The following is a 24,319-nucleotide window of genomic DNA, read 5'->3' on the forward strand; positions in this document are numbered from 1 at the left end:
GACGAACCTCCTAGCCGATCCGCAGCTGCACGCGCGGGCGGCCCAAGGCATGCAGTCCGCCGCGTGGCTGCTGATCGCGTTCCCGCTCGCGGGTGCCGCGATCCTGCTGCTCGGCGGCCGCCGTACCGACAAGTGGGGACACCTGCTCGGCGTCGCGATGTCCGTGGCGTCCTTCGTCGTCGGTGTCGCCGTGTTCGTGCAGATGCTGGGCCAGCCCGGAGACGGCCGGACCCGCCTGGTCCACCTGTACCAGTGGGTCTCGGTCGGATCGTTCAAGGCGGACGTGAACCTCCTGATCGACCCGCTGTCGATCAGCTTCGTGCTGCTGATCACCGGTGTGGGCTCGCTGATCCACATCTACTCGATCGGCTACATGGCCCACGACCCGGAACGGCGCAGGTTCTTCGCGTACCTCAACCTGTTCGTCGCGGCGATGCTGCTGCTGGTCCTCGCCGACAACTACCTCAGCCTGTACGTCGGCTGGGAGGGCGTGGGCCTCGCCTCGTACCTGCTGATCGGGTTCTGGCAGCACAAGCCGAGCGCGGCCACGGCCGCCAAGAAGGCGTTCATCGTCAACCGGGTCGGTGACTTCGGCCTCTCCGTGGCGATCATGCTGATGTTCCTGACGTTCGGCTCGATCAGCTTCACGGACGTCTTCGGCCACGCCTCGCAGGCCTCGCACGGCACCATCACCGCGATCGGCCTGCTGCTGTTGCTCGGTGCCTGCGGCAAGTCCGCGCAGCTCCCGCTGCAGTCCTGGCTCCTGGACGCGATGGAGGGCCCGACCCCGGTGTCGGCGCTGATCCACGCGGCCACGATGGTGACCGCGGGCGTCTACCTGATCGTCCGCTCCCACGTGATCTTCGAGCTGTCCGCGCAGGCGCGCCTCCTCGTGGTGATCGTCGGCGCGGCCACGCTGCTCTTCGGTGCGATCATCGGTTGCGCCAAGGACGACATCAAGAAGGCCCTCGCGGGCTCGACGATGTCCCAGATCGGCTACATGATGCTGGCCGCCGGGATCGGCAAGGCCGGCTACGTCTTCGCGATCGCCCACCTCATCGCGCACGGCTTCTTCAAGGCCGGGTTGTTCCTCGGCGCCGGTTCGGTCATGCACGGCATGAACGACGACGTGGACATGCGCAAGTACGGGGCGCTGCGCAAGGTCATGCCGATCACGTTCGCCACGTTCGGCCTCGGCTACCTCGCCATCATCGGCTTCCCCGGCTTGTCCGGCTGGTGGACCAAGGACGGCATCATCGACGCCGCCTTCGACAAGGGCGGCACGTCCGGCCAGATCCTCGGCTGGGCGGCGCTGATCGGCGCGGGCATCACGGCGTACTACATGTCGCGCGTGATGTTCATGACGTTCTTCGGCGAGAAGCGCTGGGACGACGACGTGCACCCGCACGAGTCGCCCTCGGTCATGACGATCCCGCTGATCCTGCTGGCCCTCGGGTCGATCGCGATGGGCGCCTTCCTGATCGCGGGGGACCGGTTCGCCAAGTTCCTCGCCCCGGTCGTCGGCGAGCCCGAGGCACCCCACAAGGTGATCACGCCGTACACCGGCGTGGTCTTCGTGCTGATGGCCGCCGGCATCGGCCTCGCCTTCTGGCAGTACCTCCGGCGCCCGGTCCCGCGTACGGCTCCGGCGGGGCGCTTCCCCGTCGTCGCGGCCCGCAAGGACCTGTACGGCGACGCGCTCAACGAGTCGCTGTTCATGCGCCCCGGCCAGTGGCTGACCCGGCTGACGGTCTACTTCGACGGCCGCGGCGTCGACGGCGTCGTCAACGGTGTCGCCGCCTTCGTGGGCGGCACATCGGGACGGCTGCGGCGGGTGCAGACGGGATTCGTCCGCTCGTACGCACTGTCCATGTTCTTCGGCGCCGCGCTCGTGATCGGCGCCCTGCTCCTGGTGAGGATCTGACATGCTGACAGCACTCATCGCCATACCCGCGCTCGGGGCGGTGCTGCTGGCGTTCCTGCCCAAGGGCAAGGACGAGCTGGCCAAGCTGACGGCGCTCGCCGTCACGCTGGTCGTCGCTGTCCTCACCGTGGTGATGGCGATCCGCTTCGACAACGGCGGGCCGCGCTTCCAGTTCACCGAGCAGCACTGGTGGATCCGGGCGTTCCACGTGCACTACGCGGTCGGCGTCGACGGCGTCGCGCTCGTGCTGATCCTGCTGTCGGCGATCCTCGTGCCGCTGGTGGTCCTCGCCTCCTGGAACGACGCGGAGCGCTCCGGCGGCGTCGACGAGCCGCCGAAACGGTCTGTGAAGACCTACTTCGCGCTGCTGCTGGCCCTCGAGGCGATGATGATCGGGGTCTTCGCGGCCACCGACATCTTCCTGTTCTACGTGTTCTTCGAGGCCATGCTCATCCCGATGTACTTCATCATCGGGTCCTACGGTGGCGCGCAGCGCTCGTACGCCGCGGTGAAGTTCCTGCTGTACTCCCTGTTCGGCGGCCTGCTCATGCTCGCCGCGGTGATCGGGCTGTACGTCGTGTCGGCGAACGCCGGGAACGGCACGTTCCTGTTCGGCGAGCTGACCAAGCTCCACATCGAGCCCACCACGGCCAAGTGGCTGTTCCTCGGCTTCTTCGTCGCCTTCGCGATCAAGGCGCCGCTGGTGCCGTTCCACACCTGGCTGCCGGACGCCGCGGGCCAGGCGCCCGCCGGCGCGGCGGTGCTGCTCGTCGGCGTGCTCGACAAGGTCGGCACGTACGGCATGCTGCGGTTCTGCATCGAGCTGTTCCCCGGCGCGGCCAAGTGGTTCACGCCGGTGGTGCTGACGCTGTCGGTGGTCGGCATCGTGTACGGCGCGGTGCTGGCGATCGGCCAGATCGACCTCAAGCGGCTGATCGCCTACACCTCGATCTCGCACTTCGGCTTCATCACCCTGGGCATCTTCGCGATGACCACGCAGGGGCAGGCCGGCGCGACGCTCTACATGTTCAACCACGGGTTCTCGACCGGCGCGCTGTTCCTGGTGGCGGGCTTCCTGATCGCCCGCCGCGGCTCGGCGCGGATCGACGCGTTCGGCGGGGTGAAGAACGTCGCGCCGATCCTGGCCGGCACGTTCCTCGTCGCCGGCCTCTCGGGCCTGTCACTGCCGGGGCTGTCGACGTTCGTGTCGGAGTTCCTGGTGCTGGTGGGCACGTTCACGCGCTACAAGGTGCCCGCGATCATCGCCACGAGCGGCATCATCCTGGCCGCCGTCTACATCCTGTGGATGTACCAGCGGACGATGACCGGGCCGACGACCGAGAAGGTCGCCGGGATGCGGGACCTGTCCAAGCGTGAGCTCGTCGTGATCGCACCGGTCCTCGCGATCCTCGTCGTGCTCGGCTTCTATCCCAAGCCCGCGCTGGACATGATCAACCCGTCCGTGAAGCAGACGATGGTCCGGGTCGACAAGCAGGACCCGAAGCCGACCATCGCGGAGAAGGGAACCCGCCCGTGAGTCTCGACAGAATCGCGGCGGCGGGAGAGATCTCGCCTCCGCACATCGAGTACGGACGGCTGGCGCCGATCCTGATCGTGCTCGGCGCGGCGGCGGTGGGCGTTCTCATCGAGGCGTTCCTCTCGCGTGAGCAGCGCTACTGGGCGCAGGTGCAGGTGTCGCTGCTCGGCCTGGTCGGCGCGCTCGCCTGGACGGTCGCGCTGGGGGTGTCCGACACTCCGCACCACGTGGCGGCCATGGGCGCGATCGGCGTCGACGGCCCGACGCTCTTCATCCAGGGCACGATCCTCGCGCTCGCGCTGATGTCGCTGCTGCTGATCGCCGAGCGGCGGCACGAGCCGAGCCCCTTCACCGCGCAGGCGTCGTCGGTGCCGGGCACCGCCGAGGAGCGCGAGAGCCTGGTCGCGGGGATCACCCAGACCGAGGTCTTCCCGCTCATGCTCTTCGCCGTGGGCGGCATGCTGATCTTCCCGGCGGCCAACGACCTGCTGACCATGTTCGTCGCCCTGGAGGTCCTGTCCCTGCCGCTGTACCTCCTGTGCGGCCTCGCCCGCCGGCGCCGCCTGCTCTCGCAGGAGGCCGCGGTCAAGTACTTCCTGCTCGGCGCCTTCTCCTCGGCGTTCTTCCTGTACGGCACCGCGCTGCTGTACGGCTACGCCGGGTCGGTGCGGCTGTCCGACATCTCCACCGCCATCAGCACGCAGGTCGGGAGTGAGCCGATGCTGCTCGCCGGCGTCGCGCTGCTGAGCGTCGGGCTGCTGTTCAAGATGGGCGCGGTGCCCTTCCAGGTCTGGAAGCCCGACGTCTACCAGGGCGCCCCGACCGCGATCACCGCGCTGATGGCCTCCTGCACGCTCGTCTCGGCCGTCGGCGGGATCCTGCGGGTCTTCTACGTCGGCTTCGAGACGCTGCGCTGGGACTGGCGGCCGATGATGTGGGCGGTCGCGATCCTGACCATGCTCCTCGGCGCGATCGTGGCGATCACGCAGACGGACGTGAAGCGGATGCTCGCCTACTCCTCGATCGCGCACGGCGGCTTCCTGCTGACCGGCGTCATCGCCACCAACGAGGCGGGCCTGTCGAGCACGCTGTTCTACCTCGCGGCGTACGGCTTCACGACGGTCGGCGCGTTCGCGGTCATCACGATGGTCCGCGACGCGGGCGGCGAGGCGTGGCACCTATCGCGCTGGGCCGGCCTGGGCAAGCGCCAGCCGCTGCTCGCCGGGGCGTTCGCGCTGTTCCTGCTCGCCTTCGCCGGTATCCCGCTGACCAGCGGGTTCACCGGAAAGTTCGCGGTCTTCCAGGCCGCGGTCGCGGGCGGTGCGACGCCGCTGGTCATCATCGGTGTGCTGTCCTCGGCGATCGCCGCGTTCTTCTACGTCCGCGTGATCGTGCTGATGTTCTTCAACGACCCCGCCGCGGACGGTCCGTCGGTGGTCGTCAGCCCGACCAGCGCGACTGCGGTCGCGGTCGGGGTGGCGGCTACTGTGGTACTCGGTGTGGTTCCCGGGCCCGCGCTTCACCTGGCCCACTCGGCCGCCAGCCAGTTCTTCGTTCGCTGACTTCGGGAGACTCTGTGAGTAGTGGCCTTCTGGGCCTTCCGGCCGTCGATGACACACTCGCAGCGGACATCTCCGGGCGGCTGGACTCGGTCGAGGATCTGCTGCGGAGCTCGGTGGAGAGCGAACACTCGCTCCTGCGCGACGCCTCCCGGCACCTGGCCGAGGCAGGCGGCAAGCGGTTCCGGCCGATGCTGGTGCTGCTCGCCGCGGAGTTCGGCGACCGGGCGGCGCCGGGCGTCGTCCCGGCCGCCGTCGTGGTCGAGCTGACCCACCTGGCGACGCTGTACCACGACGACGTGATGGACGAGGCGGTGATGCGCCGCGGGGAGGCCTCCGCCAACTCGCGGTGGGACAACACCGTCGCGATCCTCACCGGCGACTACCTCTTCGCCCGCGCCTCCGACATCCTGGCCGACCTCGGCCCGGAGGCGGTGCGCATCCAGGCCCGTACGTTCGCGCGGCTGGTCCAAGGCCAGATCGAGGAGACGACCGGGCCGCCGGAGGGCACCGACGCGCTGAACCACTACCTCGGCGTGGTCGCGGGCAAGACGGGCTCGCTCATCGCGGCGTCGGGGCACCTCGGCGCGCTGCTGGCCGGCGCCGAGCCGGCGGTCGTCACGACGCTCACGTCGGTGTGCGAGAAGATCGGGATCGCGTTCCAGCTCTCGGACGACATCCTCGACGTCGCGTCGGAATCGGATGAGTCGGGCAAGACCCCCGGCACCGACCTGCGGGAGGGCGTCCACACGCTCCCGGTGCTGCACGTCCTGCGCTCCGCGGCGCCGGGTGACGAGCACCTGCGCTCCCTGCTGCTCTCGGACCTGTCCGAGGACGACGCGCGCCACGCGGAGGCGCTCACGCTGCTGCGCGCCCACCCGGCCATGGACCGGGCCCGAGCCGACCTGCGCCAGTGGGTGGACGACGCCCACGCCGAGCTCGCCACGCTGCCGGACCTGCCGGCCCGCACGGCGTTCATGGCCCTCTGCGACTACGTCCTGACCCGCACCAGCTAGGGCCTGTCGCGCCGCCGGAGCAGGACGAACACGCCCGCGATGGCCGCGAGGGCCAGGGCGGGGATGGCGAGCAGCCAGTAGTTCGTCCGGCCGCCGCCGCCCGCGTTGTCCGAGGCGATCGCGATCCGGCCGAGGACGGTGGTCGCCCCGCAGTGGGCGACGATGGGGTACGCGCCCGGTTTCAGGCCGGCCTTGAGCACGATGTCGGCGTCGCCGGTGTCGGCCTTGCCGTGCAGCCTCACATCGCCCGTGAAGGCCGCGGAGGCCGCCGTGTGCGCCGTCGGGCCCGTACTACAGCCGGGAACGCTGATGTGCACCCGCTGGCCGGGGCGGGCCGCGGCAGGCGTGACGACGATCGTCTCCGCGACCGCGGGGCCGGCGCTCAGGCCGATGGCCAGCAGGGCCAGCAGGGTCAGGGCGACCGTACGGGTTCCGCGCAACGCCATCCCTCCTCCGGGTTCGTGCTCGCACGTTAACGGCGGACGCCGGCGCGTCGGCGCGGCACCGCCGGGGGTTTGCCGAACCTGGGCCGTCTGGTGACCTTCATGATCACGACACGCACCCGACCTGCGGGTATCCGGTCTGTGTCTCAACGACGATGGACTCGTCGTATCGTCACGCGCTCGCGGAGGCCCGGTGGATGTCAGGCGGCTGGTCTGGGTGGTCCTTGCGGTGGTACCCCTGCTGCCGACGGGTCCGGCGGCGGACGCCCGCGTGACCTCGGTGAAGGCGCTCGGCGCCGCGTCGTTCTGGACCGATGCCCGTGTCGCGCGCGCGACACCGCTCGGCCGGCGGCTGAGCGACGAGGTGCCGGACGTGGGGATCCCGGCGGCGCGCGGTGTGCCCGGCAGCAAGGTGATCGGGGCGCTGTTCTTCGACAACGGGAGCGGCGGCCATTACTGCACGGCCAGCGTCATCCGTACGCCGAAGCGGAACATGCTGCTCACCGCGGCGCACTGTCTGTACAACCCGGACACGCACGCCTGGCACCGGAACATCGTCTTCGTCCCGCGCTACAGCGCCGGCCACCGGCCGTACGGCACCTGGCCGATCTGGCTGATGGTCGCCGACCGGCGCTGGCTCCAGAGCGGCGACCCGGACATGGACGTCGCCTTCGCGGCCGTACAGCTCATCCACGGCCGGCGGATCGCCGATGTCGTGGGCGCGAACCAACTGATGATCAACCCGGGGTACACCCGGCGCGTGGTGGTCGCGGGGTATCCGGCGAAGGAGAACTATCCGGCGGACCGCCCCATCGGGTGCGCCGGGTCGACGGCGAAGCAGTCGAGGTCGCAGCTGAGGTTCGACTGCCACGGTTTCTACGGGGGGACCAGCGGCAGCCCGTGGCTGAGCGACTACGACAACCGTACGCAGGCGGGGCACGTCGTCGGGGTGATCGGCGGCTACCAGGAGGGCGGGAGCGAGGAGTGGCGCTCCTACAGCCCGCTGTTCGGCCCGAACGTCGCGAGCCTGCTGACTACGGCGAACAGTCGAGCGTGACGCGTCGCCCGGGGGCCCGTACGGCGTCGACGCTGAAGACGGCGAGCGCGGCCCAGACGAGGAGGAACCCGACCCAACGGCTGGCCGGCATCGCCTCGTGCTGCACCAGCAGCCCGATCAGGAACTGAAGGACCGGCGCGAGGTACTGCAGCATGCCGAGCACGGTGAGCGGCACGCGCGTCGCGGAGGAGTTGAACAGCATCAGCGGTACGGCGGTGATCACGCCGCCGCTGATGAGCAGGGCGAGGTGCCCGGTCCCGTGCCCGGTGAACGTCGGGTGGGGCTGGAAGACCGCGTACGCGAGGGCGGGCACGAACAGCACGGCCGTCTCGATCGTCAGGCTCTCCGCCGAGGGCGTGTTGGCGTACTTCTTGAGCAGGCCGTACGTTCCGAAGCTGCAGGCGAGGGTGAGCGCGATCCAGGGCGGGCGGCCGTACGCGAGGGCGAGAATGCCGACGGCCGCGGTGCCCGTGCCGACGGCGGCCCACTGCCAGGGCCGGAGGCGTTCGCGCAGGACCAGCACGCCGAGCAGGACGCTGACCAGGGGATTGATGAAGTAGCCGAGGGCCGCCTCGATGGTGTGGCCGCTGTTGACGGCGTAGATGTAGGTACCCCAGTTGATGGTGACGAGGACGGCCGCGACCGCGAGCACGAGGGCGGTCCTGGCCTTCAGGGCCCTGACCCAGCCCCAGTGACGCCGGACCACGAGGATGAGCCCGACGGCGACGAGCGACCAGATGATGCGGTGGGCGAGGATCTCGATGGACCCGGCAGGCTTGAGCAGGGGCCAGTAGAGGGGGAAGAGTCCCCAGATGACGTAGGCCGTGATCCCATACAGGACGCCGCGCCGCATATCAGACACGGCGTCACTGTACCGTAATGAGTGTCTTCGCTTCTGGGACATGTCAGGCTTGTGTCGGGGAGATAGTCTTTGATGGTGTTCGGATTCGGAAAGCCCTCCATGATCACCGCCGAAGACGCCCTACCGGGCCGCGAGACACCGATGCCGGTGGCCCCGCGACACACGGTCCTGGGCACACCGCTGGCCCCGCCGTACCCGTCGGGCACCGAGATCGTCGAGTTCGGCGAGGGGTGCTTCTGGGGAGTGGAGCGGGTGTTCTGGCAGGTTCCGGGAGTCGTGTCCACCTCTGTCGGGTACGCGGGCGGCTTCACGCCCAACCCGACGTACGAGGAGGTCTGCTCGGGCCGCACGGGCCACGCCGAGGTCGTACGGGTGGTGTTCGACACGTCTGAGGTGAGCTATGAGCAACTGCTCAAGGTCTTCTGGGAGGGCCACGACCCGACCCAGGGGATGCAGCAGGGCAACGACGTCGGCACGCAGTACCGCTCGATCATCCTGACGCGATCCGACGCGCAGAAACAGGCGGCGCTGTCGTCACGCGACGCGTACCAGAAGGTGCTGACGTCGAGCGGGTACGGCGACATCACGACGGAGATCACGCCTGCGGGCGAGTTCTACTTCGCCGAGGACTACCACCAGCAGTATCTTTCAAGCGATAAAAACCCCAACGGCTACTGTGGCGTCGGCGGCACTGGCGTGACCTGTCCGGTGGGGGTCGCGCGGGCTGACGGCTGAGGGCATCCGCCCTGGCTGTTGGGCTGCCTCGTTGTCCGGGTGGTTGCGGTAACTTGAGCGTATGACCGCCGAGTTCTTGGAGCCTGTCGGGTCGCGGGACCCTGGTGATGACCCGGCCGCGATCTTCGAGCTGCTGCCGGAGTCTCACCGTTCGCAGTTCCGCGCCGAGTACGACCAGGCGCTTGATGCCGCACATGATCTCGACCGCTTCAAGCAGGTTCGGACGTTGCTTCGTCGGTGGCGGTTGCGTGCGATGGCCTACAACCGGCCGGGTTATGAGGAGGCCGTCCAGGACGCACTCAGCGGGCGCGAAGAGGCTTTCGTCCGCTACACCCCGCCGGGCTGGGAAGGCCGGGTGTGACGTATAGGTTCGACGGCTTCCACGGACGCGCTCTGTATGAGCTGAACGGGTTGCCCGAACATGTGCGGGACGGCCCTTTGCTTGAGCGTGTCCTCCAACTGCTGGAGAGTCCCTGGGACGCGGTGCCTGAGCGACCAGGTCAATCGTTCACGCGGCAAGCCTTCTTCGGCAAGGACGATCAGGGGATGCTGACCTTCATCGTCAACGAACAGACCGAGACGCTGCGGATCGTCGACATCCTCTGGACAGGATGACGCGTCATGCAGCGACCACGTTGGGGCAGGACTGCCACCAGCAGTATCTGTCGGACAGCAAGAACCCGAACGGCTACTGCGGCGTCGGTGGCACTGGGGTGACCTGCCCGGTCGGGGTTGCTCGCGCCGACGGCTGAGGTCGTTCGGCTGGTCCGCTCGGATGTCCGAGAGGTGCTGTAGCTTGAGCGCATGACCGCCGAGTCCTTGGAGCCTGTGGGTTCGCGGGATCCGGGTGACGACCCGGCTGCGATCTTCGAATTGCTTCCGGAGTCGCACCGTGCGCAGTTCCGTGCTGAGTACGACCAGGCGCTTGAGGCGGCGCATGATCTCGACCGCTTCAAGCAGGTGCGGTCGCTGCTGCGGCGGTGGCGGTTGCGCGCGATCGCGTATAACCGGCCAGGCTATGAGGAGGCCGTCCAGGACGCGCTGACGGGGCGGGAGGATGCCTTCGTCCGGTACACCCCGCCGGGCTGGGAAGGTCGGACGGCTTCAACGGTCGTGCTCTGTACGAGCTGAACGGCTTGCCTGAGCAGGTGCGGAACGGCCCTTTGCTTGAGCGTCTCCTCCAACTGCTGGAGAGTCCCGGGGACGCGGTGCCCGAACGTCCAGGCCAATCGCTCGTGAGACAAGCGTTCTTCGGCAAGGACGACCAGGGGATGCTGACCTTTATCGTCAACGAGCAGGCAGAGACGCTTCGGATCATCGACATCCAAAGAACCCGAACGGCTACGGTGGCACCGGTGTGACCTGCCCGGTGGGTGTCGCGAAGGCTGAGTGACCTCCGCTGGCCGCGCCGCGTGGTCGGATCTACCGTCGCGGAGTGACAGCCTCCCGTTGGCCTCCTGCGGTGCTGTGTGTCTGGCCAGCCCCAGTGCCGGTCGACGGAGCTGACCTTCGCAGCCGTGCCTCGCTATGCGCGTCCTGCTGGATCATGGGCGATCGGAGGTTGGCTAAGCCGCCCTGGTGGAGCGTGGACGTCATCCAGGACTTACAATCTTGCAGTCCGAATGTAAGTATTCCTTCTTATACCTGAAATCACAACGTTGGAATTAAAGCCAGCGGCCTAGACTCTGCACGTGTGGACCTCGAAGCGCTAGCAGCATCACCCGTCGGCTCTTTGATCACGATCAAGGGCGTCGACGGACGTTCCGGCAAGTCCTACGATCACAAGGCATACCTCCCCGATCCGTTGCCTGACAGCGTTCCGTTGCAGCATGAGACCTACGGGGCTGTGACTGAGGCGGCGGCGGCCATCGCTCGGCTTGACCAAGCTGCACTCTTGCTGCCCGTCCCGTCTCTCTTGGCCCGTCCGGCCATCCGGCGGGAGGCTGTAAGTACTTCGGCGCTGGAGGGGACGTATGCCGCGTTCACTGACGTGCTGGAAGGAGAGTTCCTCAGTGAGGCGGACCGATCGGCGCCGGTTGCTGAGGTGGTGAACTACATCCAGGCAGCAGAGCACGCCTTTGAGTGGATCTCTCAGTACCCGCTGTCGATGGGGCTACTCGGCACCTTGCAGAAGACGCTTGTCCGTGGAACGCCTGCAGAGAAGACCGACGCTGGGCGTGTCAGAACGATCCAGGTCTGCATCGGTGGTGGTGGTGGTGGCATCGAAGACGCTCGGTTCGTTCCGGCCCCGCCCGGCGACCAACTCGTCGCCGGCGTTGAAGCATGGCTTGAGTGGATCGGCCGGAACGACGATGTTCCTCTTTTGGTAAAGATGGCGCTAGGTCATTACCAGTTTGAAACGCTACATCCGTTCGCCGATGGCAATGGCAGGCTTGGGCGTCTGATCTGCGTCCTTCAGCTCGTGTGGCGCCGAGAGCTGCGTGTGCCTATTCTCAATATATCACCATGGCTAGAACGCCGCCGTAAAGAATACCAGGACCACTTGCTGCAATGCAGCATCACTGGTCAGTTCGATGAGTGGATAAGGTTCTTCTGTCAAGCCGTGAGTGTCCAATCCGCTAGCGCCGTTGAAAAGATCGACGCACTTCATGAATGGAAAGAAGAGACGATGTCGAGTTTGCGTGCGGCAAGGGTCCGTGGCGTCGCTGTCTCCATCGCCGAGCAACTCATCGGATACCCAGTGATCACGGCGACTCTAGCGGCAGAGCAGCATGGAGTTACCTACCAGGCGGCCAACGCCGCGATCCGGCGGCTGGTGTCGCTTGGCATCCTTCGAGAACGAACGGGTCGATCATACGGACGCATCTTTGCCGCCCCAGCGGTTCTCGCGATCATCGAGCCATAATTTAGAGACCGCCGGAGCGCGAACAAGACCCATGCGCTTTGGTTCAGCTAGACCATGTTGCTGAGGGGCCGCTGAATGATTGGGTGCAGAACGGCTACTGCAGCGCCGGCGGCACCGGGTGTGACTGTCCGGTTGGAGTTGCCCGCGCCGATGGCTGAGGTGCGTTCGGCCTGACTGTGGGCGCGCGTCTGTGTCCAGGGAAGCACCACGCGCAGGCAGGACTTGGGGCCGGCGACATGAAGACGTGAGCCGTACGCTTGGGGGGTGTTCGAGTACCACGGGTGGGTGACCATCCGGGAGACCGCTGGTCTCGACGATGATCCCTCGCGGTTGCGTTCACAGGTGGGGGAGATCAACGAAGTGCTCGCGGGCCTGGGGGAGTACGGTCTGCTCGATCTGCGCTGGATGAACGGCACGCCGTTCCTGCATATCGCCGGTATGCCCAACCACCGCGGGGTGTGGGGGGAGCAGGTCATCGGTCTCTTCCGCCGCGTCGGGCGGATCGCTCCCGGCTCGTACGGGCTGCTCCATATCTGGGACGACGAGGACGCGGAGGAAGGGAAGACGTTCAGGATCTTCCGCCTGGCCCGCGGCGTGGTCACCGAGCACGCCGACTCCCTGCTCTCCCCTCTCATCCCGACCGTCGAGGACGGCGGGCCCGCCGAGTGAACCTCCATCACGCCGGGGCGGCTTCGCGTACCGAGCTGAGTGCGTCAGCCGCAGGTCACGGTGCCTTGGCGATCGCGTTCGGGAGTTCGGTCTGCGTCTCGGCGATGGCGTTCGGACTTTCGTCCGGAATCTTCGAGATGATGTTCGGGCTTTCGGGTCCGGCGGACGCCTCGGAGGCGATCTGCTCCCCGATCCACGACAGATGATCGGGGATTTTCACCGCCCATGACGCCTCTTTTCCTGGGTCGTCTTCCCACTCCGAATGCACCGCGACAAGGCGCCCACGGTACATCACGGGCGCACCTGAATCGCCACCCTGAGTGCGGCCGTCCCCTCCTTCAGTTCCATTCCGTCGTTGATTCCGGCGATGGGGCCCATTGCTCCGCTCACCCACATGGTCGCGACCTTCATAACACGAGGTCATTGTCATGGAAGATCTGCACCGCCCCCTGTACGTGGGAGCTGAAGGCTCCACCGTCGATCCCCCACGCCGGAGCGGAGAGCACCCCCGCCGGTAAAGCGAGGGCCGGTACGATGACTCCCGCGCGTTTGGCCGTCTTTTGAGTGCCCATTCGTAAACTTTCCGATGCCGCCCGATGCGGGCAATAAGATTCGCCCAAAAGGGATCGCATAAGGCCCCCCGGGGACGTTCACTTCATACACGCGCCCCCATCGCGCAAAAATTCACCTTCAGGCCGGATATGGAGTGGCTTCGCGCGCCGAACGGAGTGCGCCCGCCCACCAGGCCAGCTGGTCCAGCAGGGTTTTCGCATAGCCAGGTGCCTCGGGGTCGAGTGGATGACCGTCCTGCCAGGACAGGAAGTAGTTCGGGAAGGCCAGGCCGTCGCGGATCGTCACCGCATGCAGTTCGGTCAGGACGTTCTCCAGGTGGAGTACGGCGTGCCGGCCGCCCGCCGCGCCGCCGTAGCTGACGAAGGCGACCGGCTTGGCGGTCCAGTGGGTGAAGTGCCAGTCGATGGCCGCCTTCAACGACGCGGGATAGCTGTGGTTGTACTCCGGCGTGACCACGATGAACGCGTCCGCGCCCTCCAGCGCCGACGTCAGTGCGGCCATCCCGGCCGGGCGCGGGTAGTCGTCGCCGGCGTACTTCGGCGACGCGGCGGGCAGGACCAGCGGGATCTCCACCTCGGCCAGGTCGACGACCTCGACGTCGAAACCGCCGTGCGTACGAGCCTGTGCGGCGACCCACGAGGCCGCCACCGGACCGAACCGTCCTTCCCGGACGCTTCCTACGATGATCACCAGTTTGTTCGACATGGCCACCACCATCGGGCGGGTGCGGTGGCCGCAGCCAGACCGGGCTCAGGCTGGCCCCCGGAGGGCCAGCCTGAGCGCTCCGTGAACGAAGCGAGGCGTCGTAGGCTCACGGCATGGGTACGCCGCTGGGTGATTTCGTACGAGCGAAGCGCGACAGCATCCAGCCGGCCTCGCTGGGGCTGCCGGATCGTGGCCGCCGCCGCTCACCCGGCCTGCGGCGTACGGACCTGGCCGCGCGGGCCGGGGTCAGCGTCGAGTACCTGACCCGAATCGAGCAGGGCCGTGACCGTAATCCCTCGGTGGCGGTGGTGAACGCGCTCGCCGACGCGCTCAGCCTCGATCCCGCCGAGCGCGACCACCTGCGCTACCTCAAGAAGATCACCGGTGGCGAGTGCTCGGCCCACGTACGGCCCGCACCACCGCGCCGCGAGGTACGGCCGTCCGTCCTGGAGACCCTGCGCCTCCTCGAACCCGCGATCGCGCTGGTGACCAACCGGCTGGGCGACGTCCTCGCCCACACCGGAGGGTACGAGCTGGTCATGGGCGGAATCGGACTGCTCGAAGCCGACGAGCCGAACCTCACGCGCTACGTCTTCACCGACCCCGGCGCCCGGGAGTTCTTCGCGGACTGGGAGGACGTCGCGGACGAGCAGGCCTTCGACCTGTGGCTGGCACCGTCCGTAGAGAACTCCGAGTGGCTGACCGCCGAACTCGCGCCCGCCGCCGGCCCCGACTTCACGCGCCGCTTCAACCGCCACGTGGTCCCGCGACGCGGCGCTCTCCGGCTCAACCATCCCTCCGGTCCCGAACTCCGCCTGCTCCGCGAGACCCTCGAACTCCCCTCGGACGCACAGCAACTGGTCGTCCTCCTCCCCGCGGACGAGGAGACGGCCGCGGCCATCGACCGGCTCCACCGCCCCGGACGGCTCCGCGCGATCCCCTGAAAGGGCTAACTTGTCGTCGTGGCGATCGATACGACCGGCGAATGGTGGTCGGGAGAGACCGCGGGCGATATCGCGGACTATCTGGAAGAACTCGCCCCGGGCGGATATCCGGTGGACGAAGTGGTCGAATCCCGGTGCGCGGAGTGCTCCGGCACCGTCTTCTCCCTTGAACTGGACCCGTCGTCGACCTGCGCCCGACGTACGTGCGGGGGCTGCGGGTCGGTGGCGTACATGCTGGACAGCGAGGAGTACTGGATGGACGGCGACGACGGTCCCCAGACCATCGCCTGCTCGTGCGGCGCGACCTGCTTCGAGACGTCCGTCGGCTTCAACCGAAGAGAGGACCGAGAGATCCGCTGGGTCAGCATCGGCCTCCGCTGCGTCCAGGACGGCATCCTGGGCTGCTGCGCCGACTGGAAGATCGGGTACGCCCCGTCCCTCCACCTGCTGGACCGGACATGACCACGGAGCCTACGGAACCGGCCGGGAACGAGCGGGCGGGCTGGTAAGGGTTCGTCGTCTCTCCCGCAAAATGCCTGGCCAATCCCTGTTCGGGCAGCTTTGTGTTTGGCGGACCGCCTATCGGGCATTGCTGCGGCACCCCGGTTGGAAACGATGAAGGGAGCACGGCGATGGGCATTGAGTTCCGGAAGCGTAAGAGGGTCGGCCCCCTGATTTTCAACTTCACCGAGCACGGTTTCTCCTCGTGGAGCGTCAAGATCGGGCGGTGGTCCTGGAATTCCCGCACCCGCGCGCATCGGTACGACCTGCCTGGGCCGATGTCCTGGAAACAGGACAAGCACAAGGACAAGGACAAGTCCAAGTCCTGAGGTCGGCCGCATGAGGTACCAGGGTGGGGCGGTGTCGGCGGATCGGATGGACGCCGCCCCGTACGCGGTAGTACGGCGCTGACGGGTCTCTCGCCAGGTCGTGCCGATGAGGAGCGGATATGGCCGTGCCCCTCAGATCGCTCGTCTCCAGTCATCTTCTCGCCGCCGGTTACGATCCGGCGAGCCGGACGTTATCCGTCCAGTTCGAGGGTGGGGCGATCTATGAGTACTACGACGTTCCCCCGAGCATCTATGAGGAGATGCTGAGCGCTCAGCCGCATCCCTGGACGGCCGTAAACCGGAAACTGCGGGAGAGTCACGAGTATCGGCGCCGGTCCTGACACAGGAGCCGCCGAAGACCGTACTGTGATGCCCTATGGGCTACCCACCTCCGCCGCCTGGCGGGATGATGCCGGCTCCTGGGGCCGACCCCGTGTTGCTGTCCATCGGCGACATTTCCGTTACCCAGACCCACGTGTACGTGCCGCAGGGGCGGTTTCCGCTGCACGGGACGACCTGGACGGTGCAGGACTCCACACAGGTCAGCGAAGGAATTCCGCCGGTGGCCATCATCTTGACCATTGTCTTCGTCTGGTTCTGCCTCATCGGGTTGCTGTTCCTGCTGATGAAGGAGAAGCGCTTCACGGGGTTCGTCTCCATCACGGTCACCGGCATGGGGCTCTACCATTCCGTGCAGTTCCCCGCCGCGCAGCACACCGGCGCCTGGGCGGCCGACGTGGTCGGGCGGGCGCGGGCCATCACCGCCTCCGCGCCGCCGTACTCCGCCTAGCCGACAGCCCCCGCGGACCCGGCCACCCTCCGGGTCCGCGTCCAATATGACCCTAATCGTGGCTAGATAAGGCGCATGGCGTTCGGAATTCTCCCTTTGGTATCGGTCAACGGTGAACCCGCGACGTACGCTGATCGTCCATATGACGGACAACCTCAGAATGGGCCGGCGGTGACGGCTTAGGCCGTGATCGGTGCGAGAGGTAGTGATCTCGAGTGCGGGTGGAAATCTCAGAAGATCATGCGGACCTTCAACCGCAGTATCGAGATCTCCGCGGCGTCTTCTGGGCAACAGCGGCAATTACTGGCGGAGTGGCTGAAAGAATGCGGCGGGGAAGAAGAATAGCGTGCGGAGACAGGCGCTTCTCATAGCGGCAGATCAGTACGGCGCCGAAAGCCTGAGCCGGCTCCGATCGCCGTCGCACGATGTCACGGCGCTTTCCCGCGTACTCGCGGACCCCGAGATCGGGGACTTCTCCGTGGAGTGCAGCCTCAACAGACCCGCCCACGAGGTCGTCGCCGCGGTGGAAGAGCTCTTCAGCGACAAGCGGCCGGACGACGTCCTGATTGCTGTACTTCTCGTGTCACGGGGTGAAAGACGACGCGGGCAGGCTGTTCTTCGCCACCATCAACACGCATCTGAGGAGGCTCGCCTCGAGTTCCGTGCCGGCCTCGTTCGGCGCCGAGCAGATCAGGCTGAGCGTCTCCCGGAAGATCATCTTGATCCTCGACTGCTGCTACAGCGGTTCCTTCACGGCGGGGATGCTGTCGCGCGGCGGCGACCGGGTGGAGATCGACGAGCGCCTCGGGGGTTCGGGGCGGGCGATCATCTACTCGTCGGCGTCGCTGGAGTACGCGTTCGAACTGGACGGTGACGCCGAGACCAGGAGGGCGGTCGGTGCCGAGACGCCGCGGCTCTCGGTCTTCACCGGCGCCATCGTGAACGGCCTTTCCTCCGGACGCGCCGACCGTGACAAAGACGGCCGGATCAGCGTCGACGAGCTCTACGACTTCGTCTTCGGCGAAGTCGCGGAGGCGACCCCGAAACAGACGCCGGGGAAGTTCATCGACGTCCACGGAGAGCTGTTCATCGCGCGCAGCCCGATCACCGCCGAACCCGCACGGCTTCCGGAGGACGTGCTCTCGGCCGTGACCCATCCGCTACCGGATCTTCGCAAGGCCGCGGTGGACACGCTGCGAAGGCTGGTCGTGGCCGGAGGTGAACAGGGAAGGCTCGCCAACGACCAGTTAGTCGGCCTGTTCGAAGACGACAGCCGGTAGGTAGCCGCCTACGCACGCAAAACGGTCCAGGAAATCCCCGCGGTACCGGAGAGACCACCGCCCGCTGAAGCGAGACCCGCCCGGCAGGCCATGCCGCAGAGAGAACGGCGCGCCGCAGGAATGCCGCCGGGCTTCTACCTCTCTTACCTGCTGCCGATGTTCACGAGTCTTTTCTTCCTCATGAGCAAGAACCGGGAGACCCGTTTCCACGCTCTGCAGTGCGCACTGATCGACGCCCTCACGGTGGGCTACATGATCGCGTACGGGATCCTCGGTGCCGTCTACTCGGCCATCCGCTACGGCGGAAAGCCGATATCGGACAATGATCCGCTGGACGCGGTGACGGCGATCATCTTCATGGTGCTCCCCCTTGCTCTTCGGGGCTTCTGCCTGGTGAAGCTGGTCCGGCACAACAGGCCGTTCATCAAATACCTCGGTGCGCTGGCCTCGCGGCTCGCCTATCGCGAGAGGCGAGGGCAATGGACCGGGTGGCCCGGCGCCGGCTGAGGCGTGGCTCACTCCATGCCGGTCAGTTTGTCGGGGTTGGTCACGCCGTAGATGCCGCGGATCCGGTCGTCCTCCGGGTCCAGGTCGAGGACCATCACCGCGAACGGGGAGTCGGCGTTGAAGATCACTGCGGACGGGTCGCCGTTGACCGTCCGGTAGGTCACCGCGAGGTCCTCCGGCAGGCGGGACGCGACGCTGGAGATCAGCCGGGCGATCTTCTCGCGGCCCTGGATCGGGCGCAGGCCGGCCGACCGGACGCCGCCGCCGTCCGTCCACAGGGTCACGTCCGACGCCAGGATCTCGATCAGTTCGCCGATGTCGCCGCCGAACGCCGCCGCCACGAAACGCTCGGTGACCTGCCGCTGCACCCGGGGATCGGCCTGGTAGCGCGGCCGGCGAGCGTGGACGTGCTTCCGCGCCCGGTGGGCCAGCTGCCGTACGGCCGACGGTGAGCGGTCCAGGATCTCGGCGATCTCCGGGTGGGCGTATCCGAAGACCTCGTGGAGGACGAAGACGGCCCGTTCCAGCGGCGTCAGCGTCTCCAGTACCACGAGCAGCGCGATCGACACCGACTCCGACCGTACGGCCGGGTCCTCCTCAGAGGAGGAAGGGGTCAGCAACGGCTCGGGCAGCCACGGGCCGACGTAGCTCTCCCGGCGCCGCGTGATGCTCGCCTGGCGGGCCAGCGCCTCGTTGACCGCGATCCGTACGAGATAGGCACGGGGGTTCTCGATCGAGGGTCCCGCGCTCCGGCGCGACCACGACAGCCAGGTGTCCTGAAGGACGTCCTCGGTGTCGGCGACGCTGCCGAGCAGGTTGTAGACGACCGAGAACAGCAGCTCCCGGTACCCGACGAACACCGACGTCGCCTCGTCGACTTCAGACATGAGCGCCTCCTTTCCCCCCAAAGAGGCGGCACCGCCTCCAAGTGTGACATCCGCCCCCGAGATGTGGTTCATGCCACAACGGGCGCCGCCGATGTCACACCGCCCCCGCCGACGACCCTCTTGGTCTGCGAAAGCCGACGAAAGAGGATGTATGAACAGATGGCGAGGGAACCCGTGGGCGATCCTCTGCGCGCTCAGTCTCGGTTTCTTCATGACCCTGCTCGACCTGACCATCGTCAACATCGCGATCCCCGACATGGTCGACAAGCTGAACGCCTCGCTGGACCAGGTCCTCTGGGTGGTCAACGCGTACGCGCTGGCGCTGGCCGTCCTTCTGATCACCGCGGGGCGGCTCGGTGACCTGCGGGGGAAGAGGACGCTCTACCTCTCCGGCGTGGCGCTGTTCACGCTGGCGAGCCTGGCCTGCGGGCTCGCGCAGGGGCCGGGGCAGCTCATCGCGTTCCGCGCCCTGCAGGGCGCGGGGGCGGCGATGCTCATCCCGCAGACGCTGTCGATGATCGTCGAGGTCTTCCCGAAGGAGAAGCGCGGGGTGGCGCTGGGCGTCTGGGGCGCGACCGCGGGAATGTCCGGGGCGGCCGGGCCGAGCCTCGGCGGCCTCGTGGTCAGCAGGCTCGACTGGCGTTGGATCTTCTTCATCAACGTGCCGCTCGGCGTGCTGGTGATCGTTCTCGGGCTGCTGGTCATGCCGGCGGCGCGGCGCACCGTACGGCACCGGTTCGACCTGCCCGGCGTCGTGCTCGCGTCGACCGCGCTGTTCAGCCTGGCCTTCGGGCTGATCGAGGGCGAGAGATATGACTGGAACGGCGGGATCAAGGCGACGCTCGCGGCCTCCGCCGTCCTTATGACGATCTTCGTCGTCTACCAGCGTGGTCAGCAGGACAACGAGCCGCTCGTGCCGTTCGCGCTGTTCAAGGAACGAGCCTTCACGGTCGTCAACTTCGTCGGAGTCGCGGTCTCGTTCGGCATCGTCGGGCTCTCCCTGCCGCTGACGATCTACCTCCAGTCGGTGCTCGGCCTCAGCCCGGTCAAGGCCGGACTGATGATGCTGCCTCTGGCGGTGGGCTCGGTGATCAGCGCCGGGCCGGCCGGTGTGCTCTCCGAGCGGATCGGGAGCAAGTACCTCCTGATGGGCGGGCTGACCGCGTTCGGCGGCGGACTCGTGTGGATCGTCCTGGTGGCCGGCGCCGGCAGCGGCGGCGGGAGCGTCGTGCTGGCCCCGATGTTCGTCATCGGCCTGGGCGCGGGGTGCACGTTCACCCCGATGGCGGGCGAGGTCATGCGCAACGTCCCGGCGGCGCTCTCCGGTGCCGCCTCCGGGGTCAACAACGCCCTGCGGCAGGTCGGGTCGGTGCTCGCCGCCGCGGTGATCGGCGCCGTGCTCCAGGAACGGCTCGTCACCGCGCTCCGGGAGCAGGCGCAGCAGCGGGCCGGAGAGGTGCCCGCCGCGTACCGGAGCGGTTTCGTGCAGGGCTTCGACCAGGCCGGGAAGCATCTGGAGATCAGCGGGGGCACGAGGCCGCCCGCCGGTCTCCCGGCCGACGTCGCCCACCGTATCGACACGGTCGCGGCCCAGGTGTTCGGGCACGGGTTCGTCGACGCGATGCGGCCCACGATGCTCGTCTCCGCCGGGGTGCTGGCCGCCGGTGTGGCCGCCTGCCTGCTCCTCAAGACCGTGCGAGGCCCGTCCGAGAACCCGCACGGCCTGCCAGTGGCAGAAGAGACGCCTGTCCCGCAGCACGGCTAGAGGAGCGACCGATGACCGAGAAGATCGACTTCACCGAGATGTACGTCACCCACGACGCCTTCCGCCGCGACCTCGGCCGGCTGGAGGCCGCGGCCCGCGCCGGGAGGACCGACGACCCGCGGGTCCGCGGCGGCTGGGAGAACTTCAAGGCCCAGCTGCTCGTCCACCACAGCGTCGAGGACGCCTCGCTGTGGCCGCGCCTCGTCCCGGTCGCCACCGAGCCGGAGGCCAAGGGCCTGCTGGAGGACATGGAGACCGAGCACGCCCGGATCGATCCGCTGCTCGCCGGGTTCGACCGGGCGCTGGAGGACGGCGCGGACGACCTCGTCGTACGGGCCAAAGAGCTCGCCGACGTGCTCGGGCAGCATCTCGAACACGAGGAGGAAGAGGCGCTGCCTCTCATCCAGTCGCTCCTGACGCCCGCGGACTGGAAGGCGTTCGGCCGGGCGATGGCGCGCCGGCAGGGCGTACGGGGCGCGGCGGCCTGGGTTCCGTGGATCACCGACGGCATGGCGCCGGGCGACGCGCGCGCGTTCCTGGGGCGGTTCCCCGCACCTCTGCGGTTGCTCAACCGGCTGCTGTGGGCCCCGAGGTACGAGAGGCGGCGCCTCTGGAAGTTCTGAGGGCACCACCGGGGCCGGGGTCAGCCGCGCAGTTCCCCGGCCAGCGCCGCGGCGAAGGCGTCGACGTCGGCCTCGGTGGTGTCGAAGGAGCACACCCAGCGGACCACGCCGGTCGCCTCGTCCCACGTCTCGAACGGGAACCGCTTGCTCAGCCGCGCGGCGACGTCCGCGTCGATCCGTACGAACACCTCGTTCGCCTGGGGCTCGTACGCCATCACGACTCCGGGCAGGTCGCGTACGGCGGCGTGGAGGCGGCCGGCCATCGCGTTCGAATGGCCGGCGCTGCGCAGCCACAGGTCGCCCTCCAGAAGGGCGATGAACTGCGCGGACACGAAACGCATCTTGGAGGAGAGCTGCATGGCCGTCTTGCGGAGGTACGTCATGCCGCGTGCGGCCTCCGGGTTCACCACGACGACGACCTCGCCGTACAGCAGGCCGTTCTTGGTGCCGCCGAAGGAGATCACGTCCACGCCGACGTCGGTGGTGAAGGCGCGGAGCGGTAGGTCCAGGGCGGCCGCGGCGTTGGCGAGGCGGGTGCCGTCGACGTGCACGGCCATGCCGAGGTCGTGGGCGTGCGCGCAGATCGCGGCGATCTCCCCGGCGGTGTAGAGCGTGCCCAGCTCGGTGCTCTGGGTGATCGAGACGACGCGTGGCTGGGCACGGTGCTCGTCGCCCCAGCCCGTGGCCTGCCGGTCGATCAGCGCGGGGGTGAGCCGGCCGTCCGGGGTCGGTACGGGCAGCAGCTTCAACCCGCCCGTCTTCTCCGGCGCGCCGCCCTCGTCCATCGCGACGTGGGCGGTCTCCGCGCAGATCACCGCCGACCACGGCTCGGTCATCGCCTGCAGGCTCAGCACGTTGGCGCCGGTCCCGTTGAAGACCGGGTACGCCTCGGCCCGCTCGCCGAAGTGTCCCTTGAACACCTCCTGCAGCCGGGCCGTGTAGACGTCGCCGCCGTACGAGGGCTGGTGCCCGCCGTTGGCGGCGCCGATCGCGGCGAGGACCTCGGGATGAGCGCCTGCGCAGTTGTCGCTCTTGAAACCGCGCGCGGAAGGATCATGCAGTGGCATCATGATGCGGCAAGTATCCCATGGAGTCCGGTTGTGCGGCCGATCACGGTCTTTGCGTGATTTTTCGGAATGTCGGTGGATGTGCAGGTCAGCGAGCGATATCGGGGGACGCGGTCGATACCTCCTGACTGCGGTGACATGACCGAAGGGTAAAGGCTTGTTACTTAAGAGGCATTCGAGGCTTCTGACCGATAGTGTGCTCGATGCGCCGCTGATGTTTCGTCTCACGGCCGACCACTGACCACTCCTTCGTTGGAGGAATCTTCATGCGCCTCAAGAAGGCGAGTCTCGCTTTCACCGGTGCGGCAGCCGCCGTCGCCATCACCACCATGGCCGCGTCCCCCGCGTGGGCCTGCAGTGACCGGGACCCCGCTCTCAAGCTCCGCGCGTTCTGCGGCAAAGAGGGCCCGGCCTGGATGCTGAGCAACCCGAACGGCTGGGGCGCGGTCCCGGCCACCTGGATGGACAACCAGGGCGGCCACAGCAACGGGAAGATCAGCGTTCCCGCCCGTGGCAGCGTCGCCCTGCCGACGCACGCCACCAAGGTGATCGTCACCGCATATCGGCCCGACAAGGGCCGTGAGCTGCCGGTCTGGCAGCGACACGGTGCGGTGGGCGCGCTCCTGAGCTGCAAGGCCACCAAGCCCTCGGCCCCGCCGACCAAGGCGAAGCCCAAGCCCTCGGCGAAGCCGACCGAGACCAGCGAGGCGCCGAAGCCCGTCACGCCGCCCAGCGGCGAGGCGCGGCCCGCGACGCCCGTGAAGGCGCAGCCGGCGTTCACCGGCTGACGACAGTCGTTTTTGGCCGGCCCGGGAGCACTCCTGTTCCCGGGCCGTCCTTATCTCCGACGGTTTCGGCCGTCCGTATCACACGCGTCATCGAGGAGCAGGACAGATGTCAATCAGCTTCGCCGTGCCGGGATCGCGGGCGGCGGTCGTGCTGGCCGGTGCCTTGCTGAGCCTCACCGTGGCCGGCTGTGGCGGGTCCGGTGAGCACACCGCGAGCAGCGCGCCGCCCAGTGGCCCGACGGCCCACGCGCCCGCCGCCACCCCGGTCGACTTCGGGAACGGCCCGAGCACCATCGCCACCGCTCGCACCGCGACGGTCGACATCTTCAAGGACCCCGGAGACTCGGCGCCGAGCATCCAGTTGCACAGCCCGAACCCCGACGGCGCGCCCCGGGTGTTCCTGGTGACCGACCGCAAGCCCGGCTGGCTGCACGTCCTCCTCCCCGTGCAGCCGAACGGCAGCACGGGCTGGATCGCCGCCAAACAGGTCCGCACCGCCAAGACCACCTACTGGATCCAGGTGCTGCGCTCAGGCCACCGCCTGAAGCTCTACCAGGGCAAGAAGGTGCTGGTCAGCACGCCTGCGGCCATCGGCAGCACCGACACGCCGACCCCGGGCGGCGCGTATTACCTCACCGAGCTGCTGCAGCCGCCGAACCCCAAGGGCGACTACGGCCCCTACGCGTACGGGCTGTCCGGGCAGTCGACGGCGCTCACGCAGTTCAACGGCCGCGACCCGGTCATCGGCATCCACGGCACGAACGAGCCGAAGCTGCTGGGCACCTCGGTCAGCCACGGATGCATCCGTGTCAGCAACACGGTGATCACCCGCCTGGCGAGGATGCTGCCACTCGGCACGCCGGTGCAGATCGCCGTCTGAGCACGGCCTCGG

At 67.9% G+C, this 24,319-nt stretch carries 29 protein-coding genes and 1 pseudogene; 24 read left to right on the top strand and 6 right to left on the bottom strand.

Annotation, left to right across the window (positions count from 1 at the left end; all coding sequences use genetic code 11):
• Window positions 1–49 precede the first annotated feature (49 nt).
• The 4 genes from nuoL to QWU11_RS15545 are packed head-to-tail and all read left to right on the top strand — an operon-like array spanning window position 50 to window position 6,036.
• Complete coding sequence (gene nuoL, locus QWU11_RS15530) at window positions 50–1,924, top strand: NADH-quinone oxidoreductase subunit L (protein WP_290109142.1); 1,875 nt, start codon at window positions 50–52, stop codon at window positions 1,922–1,924.
• Between the two features lies 1 nt (window position 1,925).
• Window positions 1,926–3,461, top strand: a complete 1,536-nt coding sequence (locus QWU11_RS15535; protein ID WP_290108875.1) for an NADH-quinone oxidoreductase subunit M — start codon at window positions 1,926–1,928, stop codon at window positions 3,459–3,461.
• Entirely contained in the window at window positions 3,458–5,023 is a 1,566-nt protein-coding gene (gene nuoN, locus QWU11_RS15540) for an NADH-quinone oxidoreductase subunit NuoN (protein ID WP_290108876.1), read from the top strand. Before QWU11_RS15535 ends, nuoN begins: the two co-directional genes overlap by 4 nt.
• 14 nt (window positions 5,024–5,037) lie before the next feature.
• Window positions 5,038–6,036 carry a polyprenyl synthetase family protein gene (locus QWU11_RS15545; protein WP_290108878.1) on the top strand — a complete coding sequence of 333 codons (999 nt, stop codon included), beginning with the start codon at window positions 5,038–5,040 and terminating at the stop codon, window positions 6,034–6,036.
• Here the strand turns inward: QWU11_RS15545 and QWU11_RS15550 are convergent.
• Entirely contained in the window at window positions 6,033–6,482 is a 450-nt protein-coding gene (locus QWU11_RS15550; RefSeq protein ID WP_290108885.1) for a hypothetical protein, read from the bottom strand. The genes QWU11_RS15545 and QWU11_RS15550 overlap by 4 nt on opposite strands.
• Before the next feature lie 190 nt (window positions 6,483–6,672).
• Here QWU11_RS15550 and QWU11_RS15555 point away from each other — a divergent pair, with 190 nt between their 5' ends.
• Complete coding sequence (locus tag QWU11_RS15555) at window positions 6,673–7,536, top strand: hypothetical protein (protein ID WP_290108888.1); 864 nt, start codon at window positions 6,673–6,675, stop codon at window positions 7,534–7,536.
• Here QWU11_RS15555 and rarD read toward each other — a convergent pair.
• The gene (gene rarD, locus QWU11_RS15560; protein ID WP_290109143.1) at window positions 7,514–8,389 is read right to left on the bottom strand and encodes an EamA family transporter RarD; all 876 of its coding nucleotides are present in this window, start codon (window positions 8,387–8,389) and stop codon (window positions 7,514–7,516) included. The two genes, QWU11_RS15555 and rarD, sit on opposite strands and share 23 nt — an antisense overlap.
• An 84-nt stretch (window positions 8,390–8,473) precedes the next feature.
• Here rarD and msrA point away from each other — a divergent pair, with 84 nt between their 5' ends.
• From msrA to QWU11_RS15600, 8 genes and pseudogenes are all read left to right on the top strand, one after another.
• Window positions 8,474–9,133: a peptide-methionine (S)-S-oxide reductase MsrA gene (msrA, locus tag QWU11_RS15565; RefSeq protein WP_290109144.1), complete on the top strand. Its 660-nt coding sequence runs from the start codon at window positions 8,474–8,476 to the stop codon at window positions 9,131–9,133.
• Window positions 9,134–9,194: 61 nt separating this feature from the next.
• Window positions 9,195–9,494, top strand: coding sequence for a DUF6247 family protein (locus QWU11_RS15570; protein WP_290108890.1), 300 nt, complete (start codon window positions 9,195–9,197; stop codon window positions 9,492–9,494).
• Window positions 9,491–9,748, top strand: coding sequence for a hypothetical protein (locus tag QWU11_RS15575; protein WP_290108891.1), 258 nt, complete (start codon window positions 9,491–9,493; stop codon window positions 9,746–9,748). Before QWU11_RS15570 ends, QWU11_RS15575 begins: the two co-directional genes overlap by 4 nt.
• A gap of 35 nt (window positions 9,749–9,783) precedes the next feature.
• Window positions 9,784–9,885: pseudogene (locus QWU11_RS15580) on the top strand (peptide-methionine (S)-S-oxide reductase); the annotation flags it as partial.
• A 52-nt stretch (window positions 9,886–9,937) separates the two neighbouring features.
• Entirely contained in the window at window positions 9,938–10,264 is a 327-nt protein-coding gene (locus tag QWU11_RS15585; RefSeq protein ID WP_290108892.1) for a DUF6247 family protein, read from the top strand.
• A gap of 5 nt (window positions 10,265–10,269) precedes the next feature.
• On the top strand, window positions 10,270–10,494 hold the full coding sequence (locus tag QWU11_RS15590; protein ID WP_290108893.1) for a hypothetical protein: 225 nt from the start codon (window positions 10,270–10,272) through the stop codon (window positions 10,492–10,494).
• A 332-nt stretch (window positions 10,495–10,826) separates the two neighbouring features.
• Window positions 10,827–11,999, top strand: a complete 1,173-nt coding sequence (locus QWU11_RS15595; protein ID WP_290108894.1) for a Fic/DOC family N-terminal domain-containing protein — start codon at window positions 10,827–10,829, stop codon at window positions 11,997–11,999.
• Between the two features lie 264 nt (window positions 12,000–12,263).
• Window positions 12,264–12,668 carry an Imm7 family immunity protein gene (locus QWU11_RS15600; protein WP_290108895.1) on the top strand — a complete coding sequence of 135 codons (405 nt, stop codon included), beginning with the start codon at window positions 12,264–12,266 and terminating at the stop codon, window positions 12,666–12,668.
• Between the two features lie 55 nt (window positions 12,669–12,723).
• On the opposite strand, the gene QWU11_RS15605 is transcribed toward QWU11_RS15600, so the two are convergent.
• Window positions 12,724–12,963 (bottom strand): hypothetical protein, encoded by a 240-nt coding sequence (locus QWU11_RS15605; RefSeq protein ID WP_290108896.1) that lies wholly within the window; start codon window positions 12,961–12,963, stop codon window positions 12,724–12,726.
• A gap of 395 nt (window positions 12,964–13,358) precedes the next feature.
• Window positions 13,359–13,946 (bottom strand): NAD(P)H-dependent oxidoreductase, encoded by a 588-nt coding sequence (locus QWU11_RS15610; protein WP_290108897.1) that lies wholly within the window; start codon window positions 13,944–13,946, stop codon window positions 13,359–13,361.
• Between the two features lie 113 nt (window positions 13,947–14,059).
• On the opposite strand from QWU11_RS15610, the gene QWU11_RS15615 reads away from it, so the two are divergent.
• The 7 genes from QWU11_RS15615 (at window position 14,060) to QWU11_RS15640 (ending at window position 18,297) form a co-directional block, all read left to right on the top strand.
• Window positions 14,060–14,890, top strand: coding sequence for a helix-turn-helix transcriptional regulator (locus tag QWU11_RS15615; protein ID WP_290108898.1), 831 nt, complete (start codon window positions 14,060–14,062; stop codon window positions 14,888–14,890).
• Between the two features lie 18 nt (window positions 14,891–14,908).
• Window positions 14,909–15,352 carry a hypothetical protein gene (locus tag QWU11_RS15620; protein WP_290108899.1) on the top strand — a complete coding sequence of 148 codons (444 nt, stop codon included), beginning with the start codon at window positions 14,909–14,911 and terminating at the stop codon, window positions 15,350–15,352.
• A 170-nt stretch (window positions 15,353–15,522) separates the two neighbouring features.
• Window positions 15,523–15,720, top strand: a complete 198-nt coding sequence (locus QWU11_RS15625) for a DUF4236 domain-containing protein (protein ID WP_290108900.1) — start codon at window positions 15,523–15,525, stop codon at window positions 15,718–15,720.
• A 119-nt stretch (window positions 15,721–15,839) separates the two neighbouring features.
• Window positions 15,840–16,061 (top strand): KTSC domain-containing protein, encoded by a 222-nt coding sequence (locus QWU11_RS47305; protein WP_354670850.1) that lies wholly within the window; start codon window positions 15,840–15,842, stop codon window positions 16,059–16,061.
• Window positions 16,062–16,153: 92 nt separating this feature from the next.
• A complete protein-coding gene (locus QWU11_RS15630) occupies window positions 16,154–16,510 on the top strand; it encodes a hypothetical protein (protein ID WP_290108901.1) in 357 nt (118 codons plus the stop codon).
• Window positions 16,511–17,100: 590 nt separating this feature from the next.
• Window positions 17,101–17,790 carry a hypothetical protein gene (locus QWU11_RS15635; protein ID WP_290108902.1) on the top strand — a complete coding sequence of 230 codons (690 nt, stop codon included), beginning with the start codon at window positions 17,101–17,103 and terminating at the stop codon, window positions 17,788–17,790.
• Window positions 17,791–17,910: 120 nt separating this feature from the next.
• Window positions 17,911–18,297: a hypothetical protein gene (locus QWU11_RS15640; protein ID WP_290108903.1), complete on the top strand. Its 387-nt coding sequence runs from the start codon at window positions 17,911–17,913 to the stop codon at window positions 18,295–18,297.
• An 8-nt stretch (window positions 18,298–18,305) separates the two neighbouring features.
• On the opposite strand, the gene sigJ is transcribed toward QWU11_RS15640, so the two are convergent.
• On the bottom strand, window positions 18,306–19,184 hold the full coding sequence (gene sigJ, locus QWU11_RS15645) for an RNA polymerase sigma factor SigJ (protein ID WP_290108904.1): 879 nt from the start codon (window positions 19,182–19,184) through the stop codon (window positions 18,306–18,308).
• 151 nt (window positions 19,185–19,335) lie between these two features.
• Here sigJ and QWU11_RS15650 point away from each other — a divergent pair, with 151 nt between their 5' ends.
• Window positions 19,336–20,949: an MFS transporter gene (locus QWU11_RS15650; RefSeq protein WP_290108905.1), complete on the top strand. Its 1,614-nt coding sequence runs from the start codon at window positions 19,336–19,338 to the stop codon at window positions 20,947–20,949.
• Window positions 20,950–20,960: 11 nt separating this feature from the next.
• The gene (locus tag QWU11_RS15655) at window positions 20,961–21,572 is read left to right on the top strand and encodes a hemerythrin domain-containing protein (RefSeq protein ID WP_290108906.1); all 612 of its coding nucleotides are present in this window, start codon (window positions 20,961–20,963) and stop codon (window positions 21,570–21,572) included.
• A 20-nt stretch (window positions 21,573–21,592) separates the two neighbouring features.
• On the opposite strand, the gene QWU11_RS15660 is transcribed toward QWU11_RS15655, so the two are convergent.
• Window positions 21,593–22,642 (bottom strand): low specificity L-threonine aldolase, encoded by a 1,050-nt coding sequence (locus QWU11_RS15660; RefSeq protein WP_290108907.1) that lies wholly within the window; start codon window positions 22,640–22,642, stop codon window positions 21,593–21,595.
• Between the two features lie 263 nt (window positions 22,643–22,905).
• Between QWU11_RS15660 and QWU11_RS15665 the strand changes: the two genes are divergently transcribed.
• Both QWU11_RS15665 and QWU11_RS15670 read left to right on the top strand, forming a co-directional pair.
• Window positions 22,906–23,427 carry a hypothetical protein gene (locus QWU11_RS15665; RefSeq protein WP_290108908.1) on the top strand — a complete coding sequence of 174 codons (522 nt, stop codon included), beginning with the start codon at window positions 22,906–22,908 and terminating at the stop codon, window positions 23,425–23,427.
• 106 nt (window positions 23,428–23,533) lie between these two features.
• On the top strand, window positions 23,534–24,307 hold the full coding sequence (locus tag QWU11_RS15670; protein ID WP_290108909.1) for a L,D-transpeptidase family protein: 774 nt from the start codon (window positions 23,534–23,536) through the stop codon (window positions 24,305–24,307).
• Window positions 24,308–24,319: the final 12 nt, after the last annotated feature.

Origin of the sequence: Actinomadura sp. DC4 (assembly GCF_030406325.1) — a bacterium.
Taxonomy (GTDB): domain Bacteria; phylum Actinomycetota; class Actinomycetes; order Streptosporangiales; family Streptosporangiaceae; genus Actinoallomurus.